This is a genomic window from Paenibacillus glycanilyticus NBRC 16618 (assembly GCF_004000805.1).
GTDB classification, from domain to species: domain Bacteria; phylum Bacillota; class Bacilli; order Paenibacillales; family Paenibacillaceae; genus Pristimantibacillus; species Pristimantibacillus glycanilyticus.
In genome coordinates this window covers 42,572-60,541 of sequence record NZ_BILY01000032.1, presented here as the reverse complement: position 1 = coordinate 60,541, position 17,970 = coordinate 42,572, and the positions used below count along the sequence as shown (strand labels likewise).

Genomic DNA, 17,970 nt, shown 5'->3' with positions numbered 1-17,970 from the left:
CTGATGAAATCATTATTGGCGGCCAGCAAGGGATTGTTCGGCAATTTGTACTAGGCGGCGAGTAATGTTACCCCCGATGTAGCCTGCGTCTTTAGTAAGCAGGTTGCCGTAGTAACCGTCTTGCGACAACGCAATACCCAGCTCTTGAGCGACCTCATATTTCATTTGGTCCAGTGCTGCAGTAGCTTGCGGTACAAGTACTTGGTTGCTGTTGTTCGAGCTCATTGATGTTCACCTCCTTGCGGTTGGTAAATGTATTATGTGCGGAATTCGCAACTTCATTCAGGTAACGACTGGAAATTTCTTTAGAAATAAAAACAGGATTCGGAAGGAGTGAAAAAAATGAAATGCCCTTACTGCGATTTTGCCGGTACGAAAGTGCTTGATTCCAGGCCAGCTAACGAGAACAAGTCCATCCGCAGACGGCGTGAATGCGAAAAATGCAGCCGCCGTTTTACAACCTTCGAGATGATCGAGGAAACACCGCTTATTGTAATTAAGAAGGACGGGAGCCGGGAAGAATTCAGCCGCGATAAAATTTTGCGCGGTCTGATCCGTGCATGCGAGAAGCGTCCCGTCTCGGTTGAACGACTCGAGGTCATCGTCTCCGAAGTGGAGAAGGAGCTCCGGACGACAGCGCTCGCGGAAGTCGAAAGCCGCGAGATCGGCGAGATCGTGATGAGCCAGCTGTACCCGGTTGACGAAGTGGCTTATGTGCGCTTTGCATCCGTGTACAGACAGTTCAAGGACATCGACATGTTCATGAAGGAACTGAACAGCTTGTTATCCAAACATCCAATGAACAATTAATTTTACTGCGTGAATAGTCCTCCCTATACGGGAAGGACTATTTTTGCATCTATGATAAGCCGGGAGTTGAGGGAATGATAAAGATTGAAGCATTGGATCATCTTGTATTAACCGTGGCCAGTATTGAGAAGACGGCAGCTTTTTACGAAAAGGTGCTGAATATGGAGGTCATCGTCTTTGGCGATAACCGAAAGGCGCTGCTATTCGGCCGGCAGAAGTTCAACCTGCATGAAGCGGGTAAAGAATTTGAACCGAAGGCAAGGAACCCTCGTCCGGGGTCTGCGGATTTCTGTCTCGTTACGAAGACGCCGATGGATGAAGTCATCCGGCATTTGGCTGCTTGCGAGGTGCAAGTCGAAGAAGGGCCGGTCGCCCGTACGGGGGCAGTAGGGACAATCGTATCGGTGTATTTTCGCGATCCGGATTTTAATCTGGTGGAAGTGTCGAATTATGCATAATTTCTTCTATAACATCTTTAATTTCTACCGCGCGGGCTCGCTGGGTGTTTCTCTATAATGAATAGAGATACTCGGAGCAGGAGGCGATAGATTTGCGGAATAGCAGCTTTACAGGTCCGGCAGCACCTAAAGATCCGAACGAGAAACGAAGCGGATTTTTTATCCTTTACGATACCATAATAGAAGCAAGCCCCCGTCAAGACGGGAAGTTTACGGAAGAGATTTACCTGGAAGGAAGGCTGAGCGAGAAAGCCAAATTTTCCGGTGGCGTTGAGGACGAGGAGATATTGGCGCTTCTATCTAGCTGTAATGGGTTCCGCCAGCTGGTACATAGCATGGGAATAACGGTGAACCTTCATGATGACAGCAACCGATCGGACGTATTCTTCAGTCTGGAGAATTGGGGGAAAACAAGCAAATACGAGTCAGGCACCCGAATCCGGATTCCTTGCGAAACAGACGGCTCGGAGAATGTAGTTGTCGTAGCCGATATCGAATGGTCAGCGGATGATGATGTGCCCGGCAAGTTTGCTTTTGAATTTGACCAAGCCGGCACCCTTGCGACAGTAAGTATAAGGCTGTACCTGAATGATGGATACGAAGTTCCGCAGAAGGAAGTTGAACCACCGGTTGAATTCGGAACGGATGCTTACCGCGGGATGATCGCCAAATCGCTGTTGAATAGAGGCAATACCAAACGGTTAAAGGCTGCTATGGACAAGGCAAGACGAGGCGAGGATGTCACCATTGCCTATATAGGCGGTTCCATTACGCAAGGAGCCGGGGCGAAGCCGATTCATACGGAGTGTTATTCGTTTAAAGCTTATGAACGTTTTAAAAGGATGTATGGTGAGGCTGGTGCTGACGGTAACCATATTCATCTTATTAAAGCCGGAGTCGGCGGTACGCCTTCCGAGCTTGGAATGATCCGTTATGACCGGGATATTTTGCGGGATGGAGCTTCCGAGCCGGATATCGTTATCGTTGAGTTTGCCGTAAATGATGCAGGGGACGAGACAAAAGGGAACTGTTACGAAAGTCTGGTGCTCAAAGCCCTCAACGCGGCCAACGCGCCGGCCGTTATTTTATTGTTCAGCGTATTTGTGAACGACTGGAACCTGCAGGACCGTCTTTCTCCTGTCGGATGGCATTACGATCTTCCAATGGTAAGCGTAAAGGATGCCGTGGTCGATCAGTTCAAGCTGACCAAGCAAGAAGGGAATGTCGTTTCCAAAAGGCAATTCTTCTACGATATCTATCATCCGACGAATGTTGGCCACACCGTCATGGCGGATTGCTTGTCCTATCTATTCGAAGAGACGGATCGTTCGGTGGAGGATGCAGAAGACATAGTGACCGATAAGCTCCCGGTTATCGGGAATGATTTCGTGGATGTGCGGTTGCTGGATCGGAGTAGCTATGAAGGTGTTGCTTCGGTAGAAGCGGGTGGGTTCGATCAGAGCGACATCGACTTGCATTTCGTTGAGATGGACAGCAATCCCTTCGGAACGCCGCAGTTCCCTCATAATTGGATGCATTCGGCTGAGTCGGGAGAGAGCAGCTTCAGAATGACCATTAATAGCAAGCGCCTTTTACTAGTGTTCAAGGACTCGGGCAGCCCGGATTTCGGCAGTGCCGAGGTCTTGGTGGACGGTCAGTTGGTGGTGACCGCAGATCCTCATGCGATCAATTGGACGCATTGCAATGCCGTTATTCTGTATAACGAGCAGGAGACAAGAGAGCATATCGTTGAGATCAGAATGGCTTCCGGACAGGAAGACAAGAGGTTTACGATACTAGGGTTCGGCTATGTGAAGTGAATGTAAAAAAAGACAAGCAAAATGATTGACAGTGTGGAAATGTCTGTGCTATTATTTTGCTAGTCCGGGGCCATAGCTCAGCTGGGAGAGCGCATCGCTGGCAGCGATGAGGTCAGGGGTTCGATCCCCCTTGGCTCCACCATAATAAACAATCAAACCACGTCAATTAGACGTGGTTTTCTGTTTATTATGGTGGAGCCCATATAGGGGGCGAACCCGGGTTCAGTCCGCGCGGACGCAATGAAATGAGAAGGCCACGAAGGCATACTTCTAATGGAGGAGCACGGCGTCTGTATCTACCGCTAAAAGTCATCTTCGATTACGCTTCCTCTATTCAATAAAAGATTCAGACATCCCATGATGAGAAGACGAGCAGAGCTTAGTCGGATCCCCCTTGGTCCCACCATAATAAAATGACTCAAAACCGTTGTTTATCAAGGGTTTTTCTTTATTTTTGGCAAGATGATCATTGGCAGTAAGGAGCAACACGAGGAAAACAAGTAACGGAAAGACTCTAACGTCTGAAATTTTAGCCATGGTGGATTGGCGATTGTTCGTTATCGCAACAATTTTATTTTTCTACTGCTTCATCCCATACGGGTTTTCACCTCGCGTAGATCATGCAATCGTAACGCTGTTTTTTGAATTCTGGTATAAAAAGGATAATGAAGATCTGTTTAATGGCGTGACAGAATGGTAAAACCTAACGATAGAGCAAGCTTTATGCGCTTGCTATCGATTGCGTAACTAAGCAACGCATAAATGCTTGACAATATCATAGAAAACCTATAGGATTTAATCATCAACTGACTGACTAGTCAATCGGGTGGGGGTGGGAACAGATTGAGCGGAGAGAAAGAAGCCAAAATCAATAGCGAGCGCAGAGAGCATATTCTGCAAATCGCCTTAAAGCGATTTGCCAAGGACGGTTATCACGCTACAAAAATTTCCGATATTGTCGCTGAGGCCGGTGTGGCCCAAGGGACTTTTTACTGGTATTTCAAAAGCAAAGAAGCGATTGCGCTGGAACTTGTGAAAGAGGGAAGGGAAAAGCTGCTTGACGTCATCGGCCAAGGATACCGGAGGGAAGCAGGGTCCGTGCAGGATATGGTACACGCTTCCGAAGCTCTGCTCGAAAGGCTGTTTCGGTTTGCGGAGTCCAACCGGTATTTAATAGAGCTTATTCTTGGCAGCGGTGGAGGCGTTGAAACCATCCGTCATGCGATTGGGGAGACAAGAGCTGCTCTCGAGAATGCTTTTCTTCTGAACATCCGAAGGGCAATCGAGTTAGGGATGCTCCCGGGTTCCATCGATGCCGAGTTCCGTGCCACGATGATTATGAGCTTGATCGAAGGCGTCATTTCACGCTGGTTGCTCGGGTTCGCCCCGCCAGGCAGCGGGATCGAATCCAAAACCGCTGAGCAGCTTGCCGCTGAGACAGCCAGGTTTGAATTTTTTGGTCTGCTTGGCGTTTAGTTTGTACACATACACAGATTAGAGATAGGAGAGAAAAGCATGTTAACCAAAAAGAAATCCAGAAATACTTTGTTTCTAACGTTGTCCGTCTTATTGCTCGTTGTTCTGGCATTGGCCGGCTGCGGTTCTAATAATAAAAGCAATAATGCGCCAACCTCGTCTCCTGCCAATAATGCCGCAAACGGCGGCAGCTCCGCAAATGCCGGAAACGAAGATAATTTATTGAACAAGGTTAAAACGGCGGGCGTTATAAAAGTAGGATTAATGGGTACTTACGCGCCGTACAACTTCTTGAATGACAACAAGGAAATCGATGGTTTTGATGCCGACATTGCAAAAGAAGTTGCCAAACGCATCGGCGTTAAAGTCGAGTTTGCTCCGCAGGAATTCTCGGGACTGATCCCTAGCCTGCAGGCCGGCAAAATCGATGCCATTATAAGCCAGGTTACGATTACCGATGAACGCAAGCAGCAAATTGATTTCACCCAGCCGTACATTACGAATCAAGTTAAAATCATCGTAAAAGAGAATAATAATTCGATCACGAAGCTGGAAGACTTTAAAGGGAAAAATATCGGCGTAGGACTAGGCACAAACGATGAATCCTATCTGCGGAATGAAGTGCTGCCGAAGGTTGGGAGCTTCAAGATCAAAACGTATGACGATGTGATTACTTCCCTGCAGGATTTGAATGCTGGCCGGATCGATGCCACGATCAACAACCTGTATGCCTTGAAACCGATTGTCGATAAAAACGGCTTTAAAATTAAAGCGGTAGGCGATGCGATCAAATCCGACCAGGCGGGTATCGCTGTCCGCAAAAACAATCCGGAATTCCTGGCCGCACTCGATAAAGCTTTGACCGATATGAAAGCTGACGGTACCTATAAGACCATCTTCAAAAAATGGTTTGGGGAAGAGCCATCGGCCGAGTAAGAAAAGTGAAAAGGACAAGGCCATGAGGAATGCGTATTCTGCCATGGCCTTCTCGTTTTAACCAAGGAATCAAAAGGGGATTCAAACGACAATGAATCTGGTATGGGATAACTTGCCTTTCTTGCTTAAAGGCGCTTATTATACGCTGCTTGTTACCGTTATATCCATGTTTTTCGGACTTATTATCGGCTTGGTAGTCGCGATTGCCCGATTAAAGGGTAACCGGCTGATCCGCGGAATCGCCCGCGTATATGTATCCATTATTCGCGGAACACCGCTTCTCGTCCAAATATTTATTGTCTATTACGGGCTTGTCGATTACGGAATTACGCTGGGCCCGCTGACGGCAGCTTACGTGGCATTGAGCATAAACGTAGGTGCCTATCTGTCCGAAACCTTCAGAGGGGCGATTCAGTCGATACCCAAAGGTCAGACGGAGGCCGCTTATGCGACAGGCATGACGGGCTGGATGACGATGAGAAGAATCATTCTGCCGCAAGCAGCCCGGGTGGCCATTGCGCCTATGGGCAATACCTTTATCGGCATGCTGAAGGAGACCGCACTGGTGTCCGCCATTACGGTAACCGAGCTGCTTCGTTCAGCGCAGCTTCTAATCGCCCAATATTACGTCTACATGCCATTTTTTCTTGGGATCGCTGCCATGTATTGGATCATGAGCACGGTGTTCTCGGCCATTCTGAATGCGGTCGAGAAGCAGCTGTCCAGAGTATATTAAAGGCTTGAGGTGGAGCAAAACATGATTCAAACGACAGGACTGTCCAAGTCTTTTAACGGATTAGAGGTTTTGAAGAGTATTGACCTGCGCGTCGCTCCCAAAGAAATCGTTGTTTTGCTTGGACCAAGCGGTTCCGGCAAAAGCACGCTGCTGAGGAGCCTGAACGGGCTTGAGGAGCTGGACGGCGGATCGCTTGAGGTTAATGGCGTTCGAGTGGAGGCGGGCATGCCTTCCAAGAAGAAACAGGCCGGCTTCCGGGAAATTCGTCGTCATACGGGAATGGTTTTTCAGCAATTTAACTTATATCCGCACAAGACGGCGCTTGGCAATGTGATCGAATCGCTGATGACGGTGAAGAAGATGAAGAAGGCAGAAGCCGTGCAGATCGGCGAACGATTGCTGGACCGGGTTGGACTGCTGGTTAAGAAGGACGAATATCCCTCCAGGCTTTCCGGCGGCCAGCAGCAGCGGGTGGCCATTGCCCGGGCGCTGGCGATGGAGCCGGCGATCATGCTGTTTGACGAGCCTACCTCAGCCCTTGATCCCGAACTTGTCGGGGAGGTACTGGAGGTTATGCGCCAGCTGGCCCGGGATGGGATGACGATGGTCATCGTCACCCATGAAATGAAATTTGCCCGCCAGGTCGCTAACCGAGTCGTGTTTATGGACGGCGGCGTGATCGTGGAGGAGCAGGAGCCGGAGATATTTTTTCAGAATCCGAAGTCCGAAAGATCCAGAAAGTTTATCAATCAACTTCAGGAGCATTAAAATACAGAAAGCGGGTAATCATCATGAAAGTCATGACAACTTGGAATGGAAAACGCTTGTTCACATCAGTCGGGGATTCCGGTTATCCGGTAGGAATGGACGCAACGCCGAAATACGGCGGCGACGGCAAAGGCGCGACGCCTATGGAGCTGCTGCTGGCCGGGCTGGCCGGCTGTATCGGCATTGACATCACCATGATTCTGGACTCGTTTCTTGGTCAGATCACTTCGCTTGAGATCGAAGCGGACGGCACCCGGAAAGAGCAGAATCCAACCGGCTTTACCGCCATTGAGCTGATTTTCCGTGTTGAAGGGGAAATTCCGGATTACCGGATTTGGAAAGCCATTGAAATGGGCAAGGAAAAATATTGTGCCGTATCGGATTCGCTGAAAGCCGACATCAGCTACAGATTGATTCTAAACGGTCAGGAAGTTTTCCGGCCTTAACAAAGCACGCTCACCTCTCACCTCCATCTCGTTGGGCTCTAGAAGATAAAAGAGACAAAGACAAAAAAATAAAGTCAATGAAAATGAGCCTCTAGAATTGCCTCTAAGGCTCATTTTTCGTGCAGGGAGTCATTTATTGACCCCTGTTTTTTTGATTTTTCAAAAAATGTACTTTTTGCAGGGCTCTCCGTGTTAGGTCATTATTTCATTCAAAAAATATGGATTAGACTAAAAATAAAAATTTAGACTGAGAAAAATATAGTTTTAGAATTTTCGTAAACGTTGTTAAGCTAATAGGCAGCAGTTTAGTTCCAATCTCTTTATGATAAAATAGGAAATAAAAGCGACAAATTGAGGTTGAGAGATGATTAATTCTGCTGAAGAATTTGTTAGGCTAAGGAATAGCGAAAAAATGGATGAGTACCTGAAAGCAGCATGGGATGATGCACCTTTTGAGGTTTGGTTAGAAGTAATTAAAATGTACCCTGATATGCGTGAATGGGTAGCACATAATAAATCAATTCCTGTTGAGATAATGGAAATTCTCGCTGACGATGTAGATGAAAGGGTTAGATTTAATGTTGCAACAAAAAACCGACTACCCGAACACTTACAATTAATACTAGCAAAAGACTCAGATAGCTCAGTCAGACAACGGATTGTAAGCATTAAGCATTAAGAGCAGTATAGTGGAGTGATAAAAACATGCATAATGGTGTTCAAAGATAGAAGGAGTGGTTATATGCAAAGAATTGCAATTGATATGGACGAAGTTATAGCTGATTTTAACCCGAAACATTTACGAGTGTTTAATAGTGATTACAATGAGAATCTGACTGTGAATGACTTGATGGGAACGCGTCTTAGGGAGTTGCGTCCTCAGATGAAGAATGAGATTATTGCTTACTTAAATGACCCTACATTTTTCCGCGATTTAGATGTCATGAAAGATAGTCAAGAAGTAATCAAAGAATTAAGTGAACATTTTGAAGTATTCATTACCACAGCAGCGATGGAGTTTCCATCTTCTTTCACCGCGAAATATGAATGGCTAAAGGAACATTTCCCCTTTTTAGATGAGATGAATTTTGTTTTTTGCGGAGATAAGAGTATTATCCATGCGGATTACCTAATTGATGATAATGTAAGACATTTTCAACGATTTAAAGGTCAAGGAATTTTATTTACAGCACCGCACAATATAAACGAAACAGGATACGTTAGAGTAAACAACTGGTTGGAAATACGGGAGTATTTTCTAAGGTAATTTTGAACTAACGGGATACGTTAGTTCAATTAAGCAACCAGGACGAAGCTGCCGACACGATCGGCAGCTTCATTACTTTATTTGTATAGAAGTTCTTGTCGTCAGATGTTGTTCTAGAGAGATTTGTCGGACGACAAGAACATGTATACAACGGAAGTCGCTTCCCAGCGGCTTTTTTTATTCTTTGTATAGAAGTTCTTGTCGTGAGCTCAAGACAAGAACTTCTATACAGCCCCGTGATTATAACATCCGAAAATAAGTAGAAGTAGCAGCACATGCGGCTTTTAGTTTTGTGTAGAATCGACGAGCATACTTAAGGCTAGCTTGACACTAGGATGCTCCTCGTTCTCCGTCAAATAGCTGACATAGGCCACAAAACGTGGGATAGGAAAGTCATTCTCGACAACAAAAAGCTTCTTCTCATCAAGAAAGGGCTGGAGCATAGTCCTGGTCGAGAAAGCAAATATGCCTCCTCGCAAAAGCAAATTAATGATAAGACCCGCATGATCCAACTGAAGGGATGGCACATAGCTTGGTCCTACAAGGTCGGTAAACCATTTTGGATCCTTAAAACCGACATGACAATACTGGGTTGTGGATAGATCATCTTTACTTACTTTTAGGCCTTTTTCAGCTGATACGAGTAAGATCTCATCCTCGAATAAAGGAATATTCGTAACCCTCGGGTGCTCGGGCGGTTCATATCTTACTGCAATATGAATACTTCCGTCGAGCAGCAGATTTCTCACCATATAATCATTTTCGAGGTAGGTGAAAAATTTAACAGCTACTTCAGGATGTGTTTCTCTAAAGGCAATGATATTGTCTAAATAACGATTCTGCCATATTGGCCCAGGGCCACCAAAACTAATATGGTTGGCATACTGCTCCGAAATTCCGTATTTACTCTCCTCAAATAACCGAAGCATCCTCTCAGCGTAGGGCAGAAAAGAAATGCCCGCCTGCGTTAAGCTCACATTACGATTATCTCTAACAAACAAGTTTTTGCCAATTGATGCTTCCAGCGTCTTGATTCTTGCCGTAATAGCAGATTGTGAAATGTGAAGATGCTCCGAAGATTTAGTGAAGTTAAGGGTATGACAAATCGAAAGAAAAGCCTCTAATTGCGATATATCCATAATACACCTCGCGATTGAACGATTAAGAATAGAGATCATGCAATATATAATTTGAGTTATACAAGTATTGAAGACAACGGTATTATGGTCATATGCTGCAGCAGATCAAAGATAAAAGGATGAAGTGATACGTGTCTATAATCATAACCGTTCACAGTTACCATCATACTTCAACTATTGCAGTAGAAGAAATTCATCATGCAAAATAGTTATTTGATTAGTTACTTAAGTAAATATAAATAAAAACAAGGATGGACAGCAGAATGGTACACGCACAAAGGAAAAAAATTAATCTTTTTGAAGCAACCAAAAACATTAGAGAGTATACCAACTTTGTTGTTAATGAGGTTAATGATCATGTCCTTAGAGCAGCGGTCATTGATGGAGAGTTCCACTGGCATAAGCATGAAGATACGGATGAAATGTTCCTTGTTATTGAGGGTGTTTTGTTCATTGACTTGGATGAGGAAACGGTCACGTTGCATCCTGGCGATGTCTACACCATCCCGAGGAATGTAATGCATCGAACTCGCTCAAGAGGAAGAACGGTTAATCTTTGTTTCGAAAAAGGAGAATAAAAAATGAAACACTGATTACAATTCTCCCCGTTTGAAACAGATGCACCTTTGGGGGAAGAGATGAATTGGATGAACGATTGGTTAAGCAGATTATGCAGGGCAAGAAAACGGCTACTTGTACCTCAAAATGCTGGTACGTACTCGAAGAAATGATAGAGGGTGGACCTGAATATGGCATTATATTCTGCTTAACTGTAAAATTATGGAGGTTGAAATGAAGAAAACAGTATTAGTATGTGTAAGTGTAATGAGTGGCGCTTTAATGATTGGTCCAATGAGTTCTTTTGCTGCAAATGATGATTATGATGCATATGGCGGAGTAAACGGTTTGCTTTCTGAGGGTAGATTATATGCCCCTCTCCGTAGTATGGCAACGAATAATCTATTCAGATATGATGAACAACTTGATAAATATCTTGAAGTGAAAATAAATTGGAATCAGAAAACCCAAACTGCTTCACTAACTAAAGGCGGGAAGACTTTTAATGCTACTGTTGGTAATGGAGTATTGTTGAGAAATGGTGCGGTGTATGTACAATTTAAAGCTTTAAGTAACTTCTTCTATCCGAACGATTATATCAAATGGGATACATCTTCTTTGACAGGAAATTCTGAGCACATTACGGTTTATGCTCGTCCGTTGACAGATAATCAAGCATTGACTCTTGCAACAAATGCGATGTCAAAGAAGAAACAGTGGATTCAATTTCATAAAAATAACGTAGAAATAGGTCTTCCTGAGTCAGAGTATATTCAATGGAATAAAAGTCTTACTAAATTTAAAGCGGTCTTTCATTCAGATGGGATTGTTGGCGATTATGACTATAGCTACGGAATTGAAGCTGAGATGACTAAGAAGGGTAATGATTGGACTATTACTTCATTTCATTATTCCGATGGTACAAGGAGATATTATCCTTAATCAATACTAGCTTTCCGGGAGGATGCTTTATTACGAACGCTGCCATAACAATGGACTCGCCGGACGATGGTTAAAGCAAGTTTTATCAATCTTGAACATCCTTTTATGAGCTCTTGGAAAGAGAGTCAGCAATCCGGAGAAGTTGACTGAGCGACGGACATTAGCCTGCTTGTTGTTGAAAGTATTAATGTAATGGCTGCCAGGTTATGCCTAAGTCTTTCTATCTGTCAGCAGATTGTATTTTTACAACTTCAACATAACTTGATGACAGTTCTGTAATATGTCCAATATATCCTGCTTATTGAAATAGGATCAGAGAGGACCAAATTAGCGGCTGTTGTTATTGGAGCAAGCGGAGGTAAGGAATGTTTTTTTATTCACCTAATTTTATTGTCTTTTTTATCGTATTGCTAATACCGTTTTATCTATTTCCAAAGCAAAGAATATACTGGTTGGCTGCTGCTAATGCGATTTTTTATACCGTTCATCCGGAAGGTTTTATTATCTTGTTCTTCACCATGTGCTTGCTGACCTTCAGTATCGTTAAGCTGATGTGCCGGCCCGGATGGCGGTGGACATTCTGGGTAGGAATTGCCGCCAATGTACTGAATCTTGCCCTGTTTAAATATTCGTTGTTTGCTCTAAGTAATTTAAAGCTTATCGGGATTACCTTACCAGGAGCCGATCATTTTGCTTCAACCATCGTGCTGCCGCTAGGCATATCCTTTTATACATTCGAGTTCATCTCGTATTTAGTAGATGTTCGGCGAAGTCAGACTAGACAAGAGCATTCCTTTCTACAGTTCTGGGTATTCGTATCCATGTTCCCGCATTTAATTGCCGGGCCGATTATGAGGGGGAGTGAGCTCTTCCCGCAGCTAGGCGATTTAAACAAGAGAAGCTTAGGCTGGTCACAGATCAAATATGGTTCCTATTTGTTTATAGTAGGCCTTATGAAAAAGCTCGTAATCGCCGATCAGCTCTCCCCATTAGTTGAGGCATACTTCAACAAAGGTTATTCCATTAATGGTACGGATTCATGGATTGCAGGGTACTTGTTCAGCTTTTTCATCTATGCGGATTTTTCGTCCTATACTGATATGGCCATGGGGCTTGGTGTTATGTTAGGGGTTAAGTTTGCCGAGAATTTTAAGTCGCCTTATCTGAGCGGTGATCCTAGTGAGTTTTGGCGTCGCTGGCATATGACATTATCCAGATGGATAAGAGATTATATTTATATCTCGCTTGGCGGTAATCGAAAAGGAAGTTTCCGGACGATAGTCAATCTGATGATTACGATGGTTATAAGCGGATTATGGCACGGAGCTATGTGGACTTTTGTTGTATGGGGCGGTATACATGGACTTATGCTCATCATTCACCGATTGACGCTAGGTATTAATAAGTACTCTCGAATTGCGATCATACGTAAAAGCCGAATTTACCGCCTGGTTGCTATTATCATCTTTTTTCATTTAGTCACCTGGACCTGGATCCTATTCCATGCCAACAGTTTACATATGGCGATCTTTATGACAAGCAAAATGCTTCAAGCAAATGTTGTAGATATAGCTACTCATCCGTATTTTTGGCTGGCTGTTGGATTATACGGCCTTCATGTGATGGAATATTTCATGCGTAAAAATGAACAGACAATTGGACGAGCTTGGTATCGTATTCCTTTTCCTTTGCGCGGGGCAGGGTATGTGTTGTTACTGCTGGCCCTGATGTACTTTGCCAAAGGAGAAGAGTATGCATTCATTTATTTTCAATTTTAAAAGCTACTGGCGACATAAGCTAGGGCTTCTTATCTTGCTAATACTCTTTACAACATTAGAATTGACCGTGTTTCGTAATCTTAATTTCTATGGACAATCGAGTGGGTTTATCGGACAGCTGGACACCCTTCAGGAATCCTTCTCGCATGCGAAGAAACAAAACATCACCTATGCCGTATTCGGTGATTCACAGTCACTGGATGCTCTTCGTCCCGATCTAATGGCAGCGGAAGCGAATCTTGAGAAAGACTCCCTCTTTAACTTCAGTATTACTGGTGGAAAAGCTTACGATATCTATCATACGTACTTAACCTATCGCAACCAAATGCCTGCACTTAAAAAAGTGATTATCGTTGTGAATGAGCATCAGCTAAATTCAAGTGCGATTGATGAAGATATTAAATTCCGTTACTATGCTGGATTGAAAGACAGGTTTAAGGTTATGAACAAGAACAATTATGGCGAATTGCTGATAGGATGGGGATCCAAAGCGTTCGACATGCGCACAATATGGTCCAAAATGTTGGATCAATTCATTACCGGCAAACTGAAAGCTCCGCCGAAATGGCAGCCAGGTGGTCTTCAAGCCGAAACGTATACTATTCCACAAAATAAAAGCATCAGCTATGCCAAGAGTACCGCAGATCGATGGTTTAAAGACTTTGATCTGAATGGACTGCAGGCAGACTCCTTTCAGCGTTTGCTTGCTGATCTTAAGTCACGTGGGGTTGAAATTACGGTACTCAAAATTCCGAGATCCGAAGAGTTTGAGACAGCAGTGAAGGAGAAATATGGGGAACAACAGCGCGAATTCGATCAACAGGTCAAAGCGCTCACTGACCTGTACGGAGGAACTTACTACATTATGTCCAATGCTGGCCTAACTCTTCAAGACGATTTCCGCGATACAAACCATGTTAATCCTAAAGGGGCATCCATCATTAGTCGCAATGTGGCTAGGCTTTGGTTAAGACCTTAAAATAAAAAAGCAGAAGAAGCCATGGAAGAAATAGTAGTACATCTGAACAAAGTAGAGCGACCTCCCTAATGGGCGTTTTGAGGTAATGACCTCTGGCGCAACCCCGTCTAGAGAGGCGCTCGTTTTATTTTATCTGACAAATTATAATTCTGGCACGTTTACAACTTCATTACATCGTTATGCTATGTTAATAAAGAGGTGGAACTAGTGGCAACCATTTTAATTGTCGAAGATGAAGTTTCAATTAATGATCTAATTAGAAGAAATCTGCAATTGGTGGGACATACCTGTATTTCTGTTTTTGATGGAATGGAGGCTGTTCAGGAATTGTCTCGAACGGAAGTGGATCTCGTGATATTGGATATTATGCTTCCTGAGATGGATGGGTACGAGGTGTTCAAGCGGAATCAGGAGATCCCCACCATTTTCTTGACGGCACGAAGCAGCTTAGCGGATAAAGTGAAGGGCCTGACCCTAGGCGCGGATGATTATTTGGTTAAACCGTTCGAGATGCTGGAATTATTGGCGCGAGTGGATGCCGTGTTAAGGCGGACAAAGAAGGTGGGCAAAGAATTTGAGCTGGGCGGGGTAAAAATCGATTTTGAAGGCAGGAAGGTATTTCTGCATGATTCTCCAGTAGAATGTACGCCTAAGGAGTTCGATCTGTTAGAGGTGCTTGTAAACAACCGCAATATTGCGTTGTCCCGGGACAAGCTGTTGGAGCTTGCTTGGGGTTATGACTACGGCGGAGATTCAAGAACCGTTGATGTACATATCCAGAAGCTGCGCAGAAAACTGGATTTGGAAGGTAGAATCAAAACCGTTTACAAACTGGGATATCGGCTGGAGGTGTAAGCAAAGTAGCCCATGAAATTTCGAACGTTTATAACAACACTATTGCTCTTTCTGTTCTGCTTCAATCTTGGCATATTCATTATTTCAGTCGCGACCTTTAAAGATACCGTCAATCGCGCAGAGGACAGAAGCATGGGTGAGCATTATTTTATCATATCAGCGCTTACGAAGGACTTCTATGCTGTGGAAAGCCGTGGAGCAACAATTGAGAGCTCATTAGCTTCACTGATCAAGCCGTATAGTTACTTGTCTGGAGATAACAATGTCAAACTGGCGCTATATAAAGGGCAGCAATCGGTTTACTCCAATGGCCAGGAAATTGAATTAGAGAGTCGTTTCTTGGAACCACCGGAGGATGGGACTCGTCTGTCCGCTATAGAAAAATCTGGCGGCCACACTTATGTCATTGTTTCGGGAAAACTTCCACAGCCCTATAATGCCTATACACTGGTATATATATACGATACGACGGATGCCATTCAAACTTGGCAGCATATGAAGAACATGCTGTTTGTCATAGGTTTAATCATTTCCGGGCTGTTAGCTGTAGGGCTTCTATTGCTGCTGAATCGCATATTCAAGCCATTATCGCAGATTTCATATACCTCCCGTAAAATTGCGGAAGGTGACTATGAAACAAGACTTACGGTATCCGGGCGTGACGAGCTTTCCGAGATGGCACGAAGCTTTAATCACATGGCCGAGGAAATTCAGCGCCAAATGACGGAACTAATTACCGCAGCAGAGAAAAAACAGCAGTTTATTGATAATTTCGCTCATGAGCTGCGGACGCCTTTAACTGCTATCTATGGTTATGCCGAATATTTGCAAAAGGTTGCTATTACAGAAGATGATAGGCTTGATGCGATCCAGTATATTATGTCGGGGAGTCAACGTATGCAGAATATGGCCGCTCAACTGCTCGAACTGGCAAACCTGTCGCATGACGAAATCTTTCAAGGGGCACAAAGCGTATCCGGCTTGTTCCAGTCTGTCGAACGAACACTCAGCAGTAGGATCACGGAGAAAGAAATTCATATCGAATATCGGTTAGAAACGGATCTGATCCTAGGAGATGCTTTCTTGCTGGAAAGTCTGTTTATTAATTTAATCGATAATGCGATAAAGGCGTGCGGCATAGGCGGACAGATCATCGTCCATGCTTCGAGTGAAGCGGGCAACCTAAAGATTTCGATTCAGGACAATGGAAAAGGCATGACTCCAGAAGTGCTGCAGCATATTACAGAACCCTTCTATCGCGCGGAGAAATCTAGAAACCGTAAAGATGGGGGCGCTGGACTAGGCCTTTCCATCTGCCAACAGATTGTTTTACGACATGGTGCGGAGCTGACGTTTATGAGCCGACCTGACGAAGGAACGACGGCAATCGTTTTTTTTTACAACTTCAACATGACTTGATATAAGTTTTATAACATGTCCATTCTATACTCCTACTTGTAAACGCTCAGTAATATGGATATGAAGGAGAAGATTCCAATGCGATGGACGAAATTAGCAAAATTCAAATCGAGAAAAGCAATATTGGCAGCGGTTGTTGCCATTGGAGGCAGCGCATTACTGTTTCAAGGATTCACACAGGCAGCTACGATTGTCCAATTGAAAAAGGTCAATACGACCCCTACAAGTTATGAAAGTATTACAGCCGGTTTAACATTGGCTGGACAAGTCAGCTCACCGGAAGGTTACAAAACAACCTATTATGTCGTTAAAGCAATTGACCAAGGCGATAGCTCACAAACCCCATCCAGCAAGGACATCACGAATAAAGCTGCAGCTGAAATCGGCGCAAAGGCTCTTTGGGAAATCTATGGCATTAGCTTGGATGGTCAGGTCATTGAGATGGAATATGATAAGGGCAATACATCACTTCCTCGTGCGACATGGCATGCCAATGTACGGATAGACGGTAAGCTTGCTTACACGTTCACGGTTGATTCTGTTACTGGTGATTTATTTGATATCAGTTATGTCAGGGAGCTGGATCAAGAAGTTTCTGTCGCTGTTGATAAAGCGCTAGATAAAAACCCGCAAGAGTATGAGGAATTAGGAAAGAAAATAGCGGAGAAATTTGATGTTGTTCATGGCGTAGTCAAGTCGGTTGCCTATAACGGTCAGGGTTACAGTAACAATGATCCGACGATCGCAGTGAAAATTACGGGGGAGAATGGCGAAATAGCATTGATGGACTTCTCCCGATACGATCAAAAGCTGATCGGAATTAGTTATCACGCAAAACTGCAGTACTTTCATGAAAACAACGAAAAGAAAACGTCTAAAGAATCCGTTAAGCAATCAGGTAAGGAAACGTCTAAGGCACCGGTTAAGGAAAAAGCTAAGGAAACGACTAAAGAGACAGATAAGAAAAAGATTGAACAGCCTAGCAAGCAAGTCGCGGACAATAAGAGCAGCTCTACTGTAACGGCAGATACTGCACCGCCGTTGGTCATTGATGGTGTGCAAGTGAATGCCCTGCAACAGGAATACCATATGACAATGGGTGGAGTCGTACAGCAAATTATAGATAATGCGACTAACGAAGCTATTAATAAAGCATTTGTTGACAATAAAGGCAGCGATGTTAATGCCCCTGCCAGCTATTCGTGGACGGCTAACATGGATGTGCCGGGGTCGTATTATAAAAACGGGCAATATGACTTCTTGGATAGCAAAGGAACCAGTGTGAAACGTTACGAAATCTATTCGTTGCTTCGCGCATTCCCGGATGATCAGCTGGCCCAGTACCCGGATGTCTTGCTTCATGACGCTTCTGAGGACAAATGGTATTTGTTCAGTGAACCTGCAAAAAACAAAATTAATCAGTTGATTGATACGGCTTCTAGTAACGGTTCGGTGAAAGTTATCAGCAATACGGCTGTGTAATGGAGCGCGTTGCTATGAGCACAAGCCGAAATACAAAATGGAGTTGCTCTATTCTAGTGATACTGAGTCTGGTATTGCTAATAAGCGCATGCTCAACAGAG

General features: G+C 44.3%; 19 protein-coding genes and 1 tRNA gene. 18 read left to right on the top strand and 2 right to left on the bottom strand.

Translation table 11 applies throughout. The features are described 5' to 3' along the window. Nucleotides 1–12: 12 nt before the first annotated feature. The gene (locus PGL01S_RS22345; protein WP_116393767.1) at nt 13–225 is read right to left on the bottom strand and encodes an alpha/beta-type small acid-soluble spore protein; all 213 of its coding nucleotides are present in this window, start codon (nt 223–225) and stop codon (nt 13–15) included. 117 nt (nt 226–342) lie between these two features. On the opposite strand from PGL01S_RS22345, the gene nrdR reads away from it, so the two are divergent. From nrdR to PGL01S_RS22290, 11 genes are all read left to right on the top strand, one after another. Next, a complete protein-coding gene (nrdR, locus tag PGL01S_RS22340; RefSeq protein WP_015843146.1) occupies nt 343–810 on the top strand; it encodes a transcriptional regulator NrdR in 468 nt (155 codons plus the stop codon). Nucleotides 811–884: 74 nt separating this feature from the next. Next, nucleotides 885–1,268, top strand: coding sequence for a VOC family protein (locus PGL01S_RS22335; RefSeq protein WP_127496785.1), 384 nt, complete (start codon nt 885–887; stop codon nt 1,266–1,268). A gap of 92 nt (nt 1,269–1,360) precedes the next feature. Beyond that, nucleotides 1,361–3,088: an SGNH/GDSL hydrolase family protein gene (locus tag PGL01S_RS22330; protein WP_127496784.1), complete on the top strand. Its 1,728-nt coding sequence runs from the start codon at nt 1,361–1,363 to the stop codon at nt 3,086–3,088. Between the two features lie 66 nt (nt 3,089–3,154). Continuing rightward, nucleotides 3,155–3,230 (top strand) — tRNA-Ala (locus PGL01S_RS22325). Between the two features lie 701 nt (nt 3,231–3,931). Next, a complete protein-coding gene (locus PGL01S_RS22320) occupies nt 3,932–4,564 on the top strand; it encodes a TetR/AcrR family transcriptional regulator (protein ID WP_127496783.1) in 633 nt (210 codons plus the stop codon). A gap of 39 nt (nt 4,565–4,603) precedes the next feature. Then, nucleotides 4,604–5,500 carry a substrate-binding periplasmic protein gene (locus PGL01S_RS22315; RefSeq protein ID WP_127496782.1) on the top strand — a complete coding sequence of 299 codons (897 nt, stop codon included), beginning with the start codon at nt 4,604–4,606 and terminating at the stop codon, nt 5,498–5,500. Between the two features lie 91 nt (nt 5,501–5,591). After that, entirely contained in the window at nt 5,592–6,236 is a 645-nt protein-coding gene (locus PGL01S_RS22310; RefSeq protein WP_127496781.1) for an amino acid ABC transporter permease, read from the top strand. A gap of 21 nt (nt 6,237–6,257) precedes the next feature. Next, nucleotides 6,258–7,004: an amino acid ABC transporter ATP-binding protein gene (locus PGL01S_RS22305; RefSeq protein ID WP_127496780.1), complete on the top strand. Its 747-nt coding sequence runs from the start codon at nt 6,258–6,260 to the stop codon at nt 7,002–7,004. A 23-nt stretch (nt 7,005–7,027) separates the two neighbouring features. After that, on the top strand, nt 7,028–7,450 hold the full coding sequence (locus PGL01S_RS22300) for an OsmC family protein (protein ID WP_116393760.1): 423 nt from the start codon (nt 7,028–7,030) through the stop codon (nt 7,448–7,450). A gap of 364 nt (nt 7,451–7,814) precedes the next feature. Continuing rightward, the gene (locus PGL01S_RS22295; protein WP_127496779.1) at nt 7,815–8,129 is read left to right on the top strand and encodes a hypothetical protein; all 315 of its coding nucleotides are present in this window, start codon (nt 7,815–7,817) and stop codon (nt 8,127–8,129) included. A gap of 63 nt (nt 8,130–8,192) precedes the next feature. Further along, complete coding sequence (locus PGL01S_RS22290) at nt 8,193–8,717, top strand: 5' nucleotidase, NT5C type (RefSeq protein WP_127496778.1); 525 nt, start codon at nt 8,193–8,195, stop codon at nt 8,715–8,717. Nucleotides 8,718–9,001: 284 nt separating this feature from the next. Here the strand turns inward: PGL01S_RS22290 and PGL01S_RS22285 are convergent, their stop codons facing one another. Next, the gene (locus tag PGL01S_RS22285) at nt 9,002–9,856 is read right to left on the bottom strand and encodes a LysR family transcriptional regulator (protein WP_127496777.1); all 855 of its coding nucleotides are present in this window, start codon (nt 9,854–9,856) and stop codon (nt 9,002–9,004) included. Between the two features lie 263 nt (nt 9,857–10,119). Here PGL01S_RS22285 and PGL01S_RS22280 point away from each other — a divergent pair, with 263 nt between their 5' ends. The 7 genes from PGL01S_RS22280 to PGL01S_RS22250 all read left to right on the top strand — a co-directional run bounded on the left by PGL01S_RS22280 (nt 10,120) and on the right by PGL01S_RS22250 (nt 17,869). Next, complete coding sequence (locus tag PGL01S_RS22280) at nt 10,120–10,434, top strand: cupin domain-containing protein (RefSeq protein WP_218032379.1); 315 nt, start codon at nt 10,120–10,122, stop codon at nt 10,432–10,434. Nucleotides 10,435–10,648: 214 nt separating this feature from the next. Then, a complete protein-coding gene (locus PGL01S_RS22275) occupies nt 10,649–11,356 on the top strand; it encodes a stalk domain-containing protein (protein WP_127496775.1) in 708 nt (235 codons plus the stop codon). A 365-nt stretch (nt 11,357–11,721) separates the two neighbouring features. Then, nucleotides 11,722–13,134 (top strand): MBOAT family O-acyltransferase, encoded by a 1,413-nt coding sequence (locus PGL01S_RS22270; RefSeq protein WP_127496774.1) that lies wholly within the window; start codon nt 11,722–11,724, stop codon nt 13,132–13,134. Further along, nucleotides 13,109–14,113, top strand: coding sequence for a hypothetical protein (locus PGL01S_RS22265; protein ID WP_127496773.1), 1,005 nt, complete (start codon nt 13,109–13,111; stop codon nt 14,111–14,113). Before PGL01S_RS22270 ends, PGL01S_RS22265 begins: the two co-directional genes overlap by 26 nt. 207 nt (nt 14,114–14,320) lie before the next feature. Beyond that, complete coding sequence (locus PGL01S_RS22260) at nt 14,321–14,968, top strand: response regulator transcription factor (RefSeq protein WP_127496772.1); 648 nt, start codon at nt 14,321–14,323, stop codon at nt 14,966–14,968. A 132-nt stretch (nt 14,969–15,100) separates the two neighbouring features. Then, nucleotides 15,101–16,387: a sensor histidine kinase gene (locus tag PGL01S_RS22255; RefSeq protein WP_244935708.1), complete on the top strand. Its 1,287-nt coding sequence runs from the start codon at nt 15,101–15,103 to the stop codon at nt 16,385–16,387. Nucleotides 16,388–16,465: 78 nt separating this feature from the next. Then, on the top strand, nt 16,466–17,869 hold the full coding sequence (locus tag PGL01S_RS22250; protein WP_127496770.1) for a hypothetical protein: 1,404 nt from the start codon (nt 16,466–16,468) through the stop codon (nt 17,867–17,869). Nucleotides 17,870–17,970 lie beyond the last annotated feature (101 nt).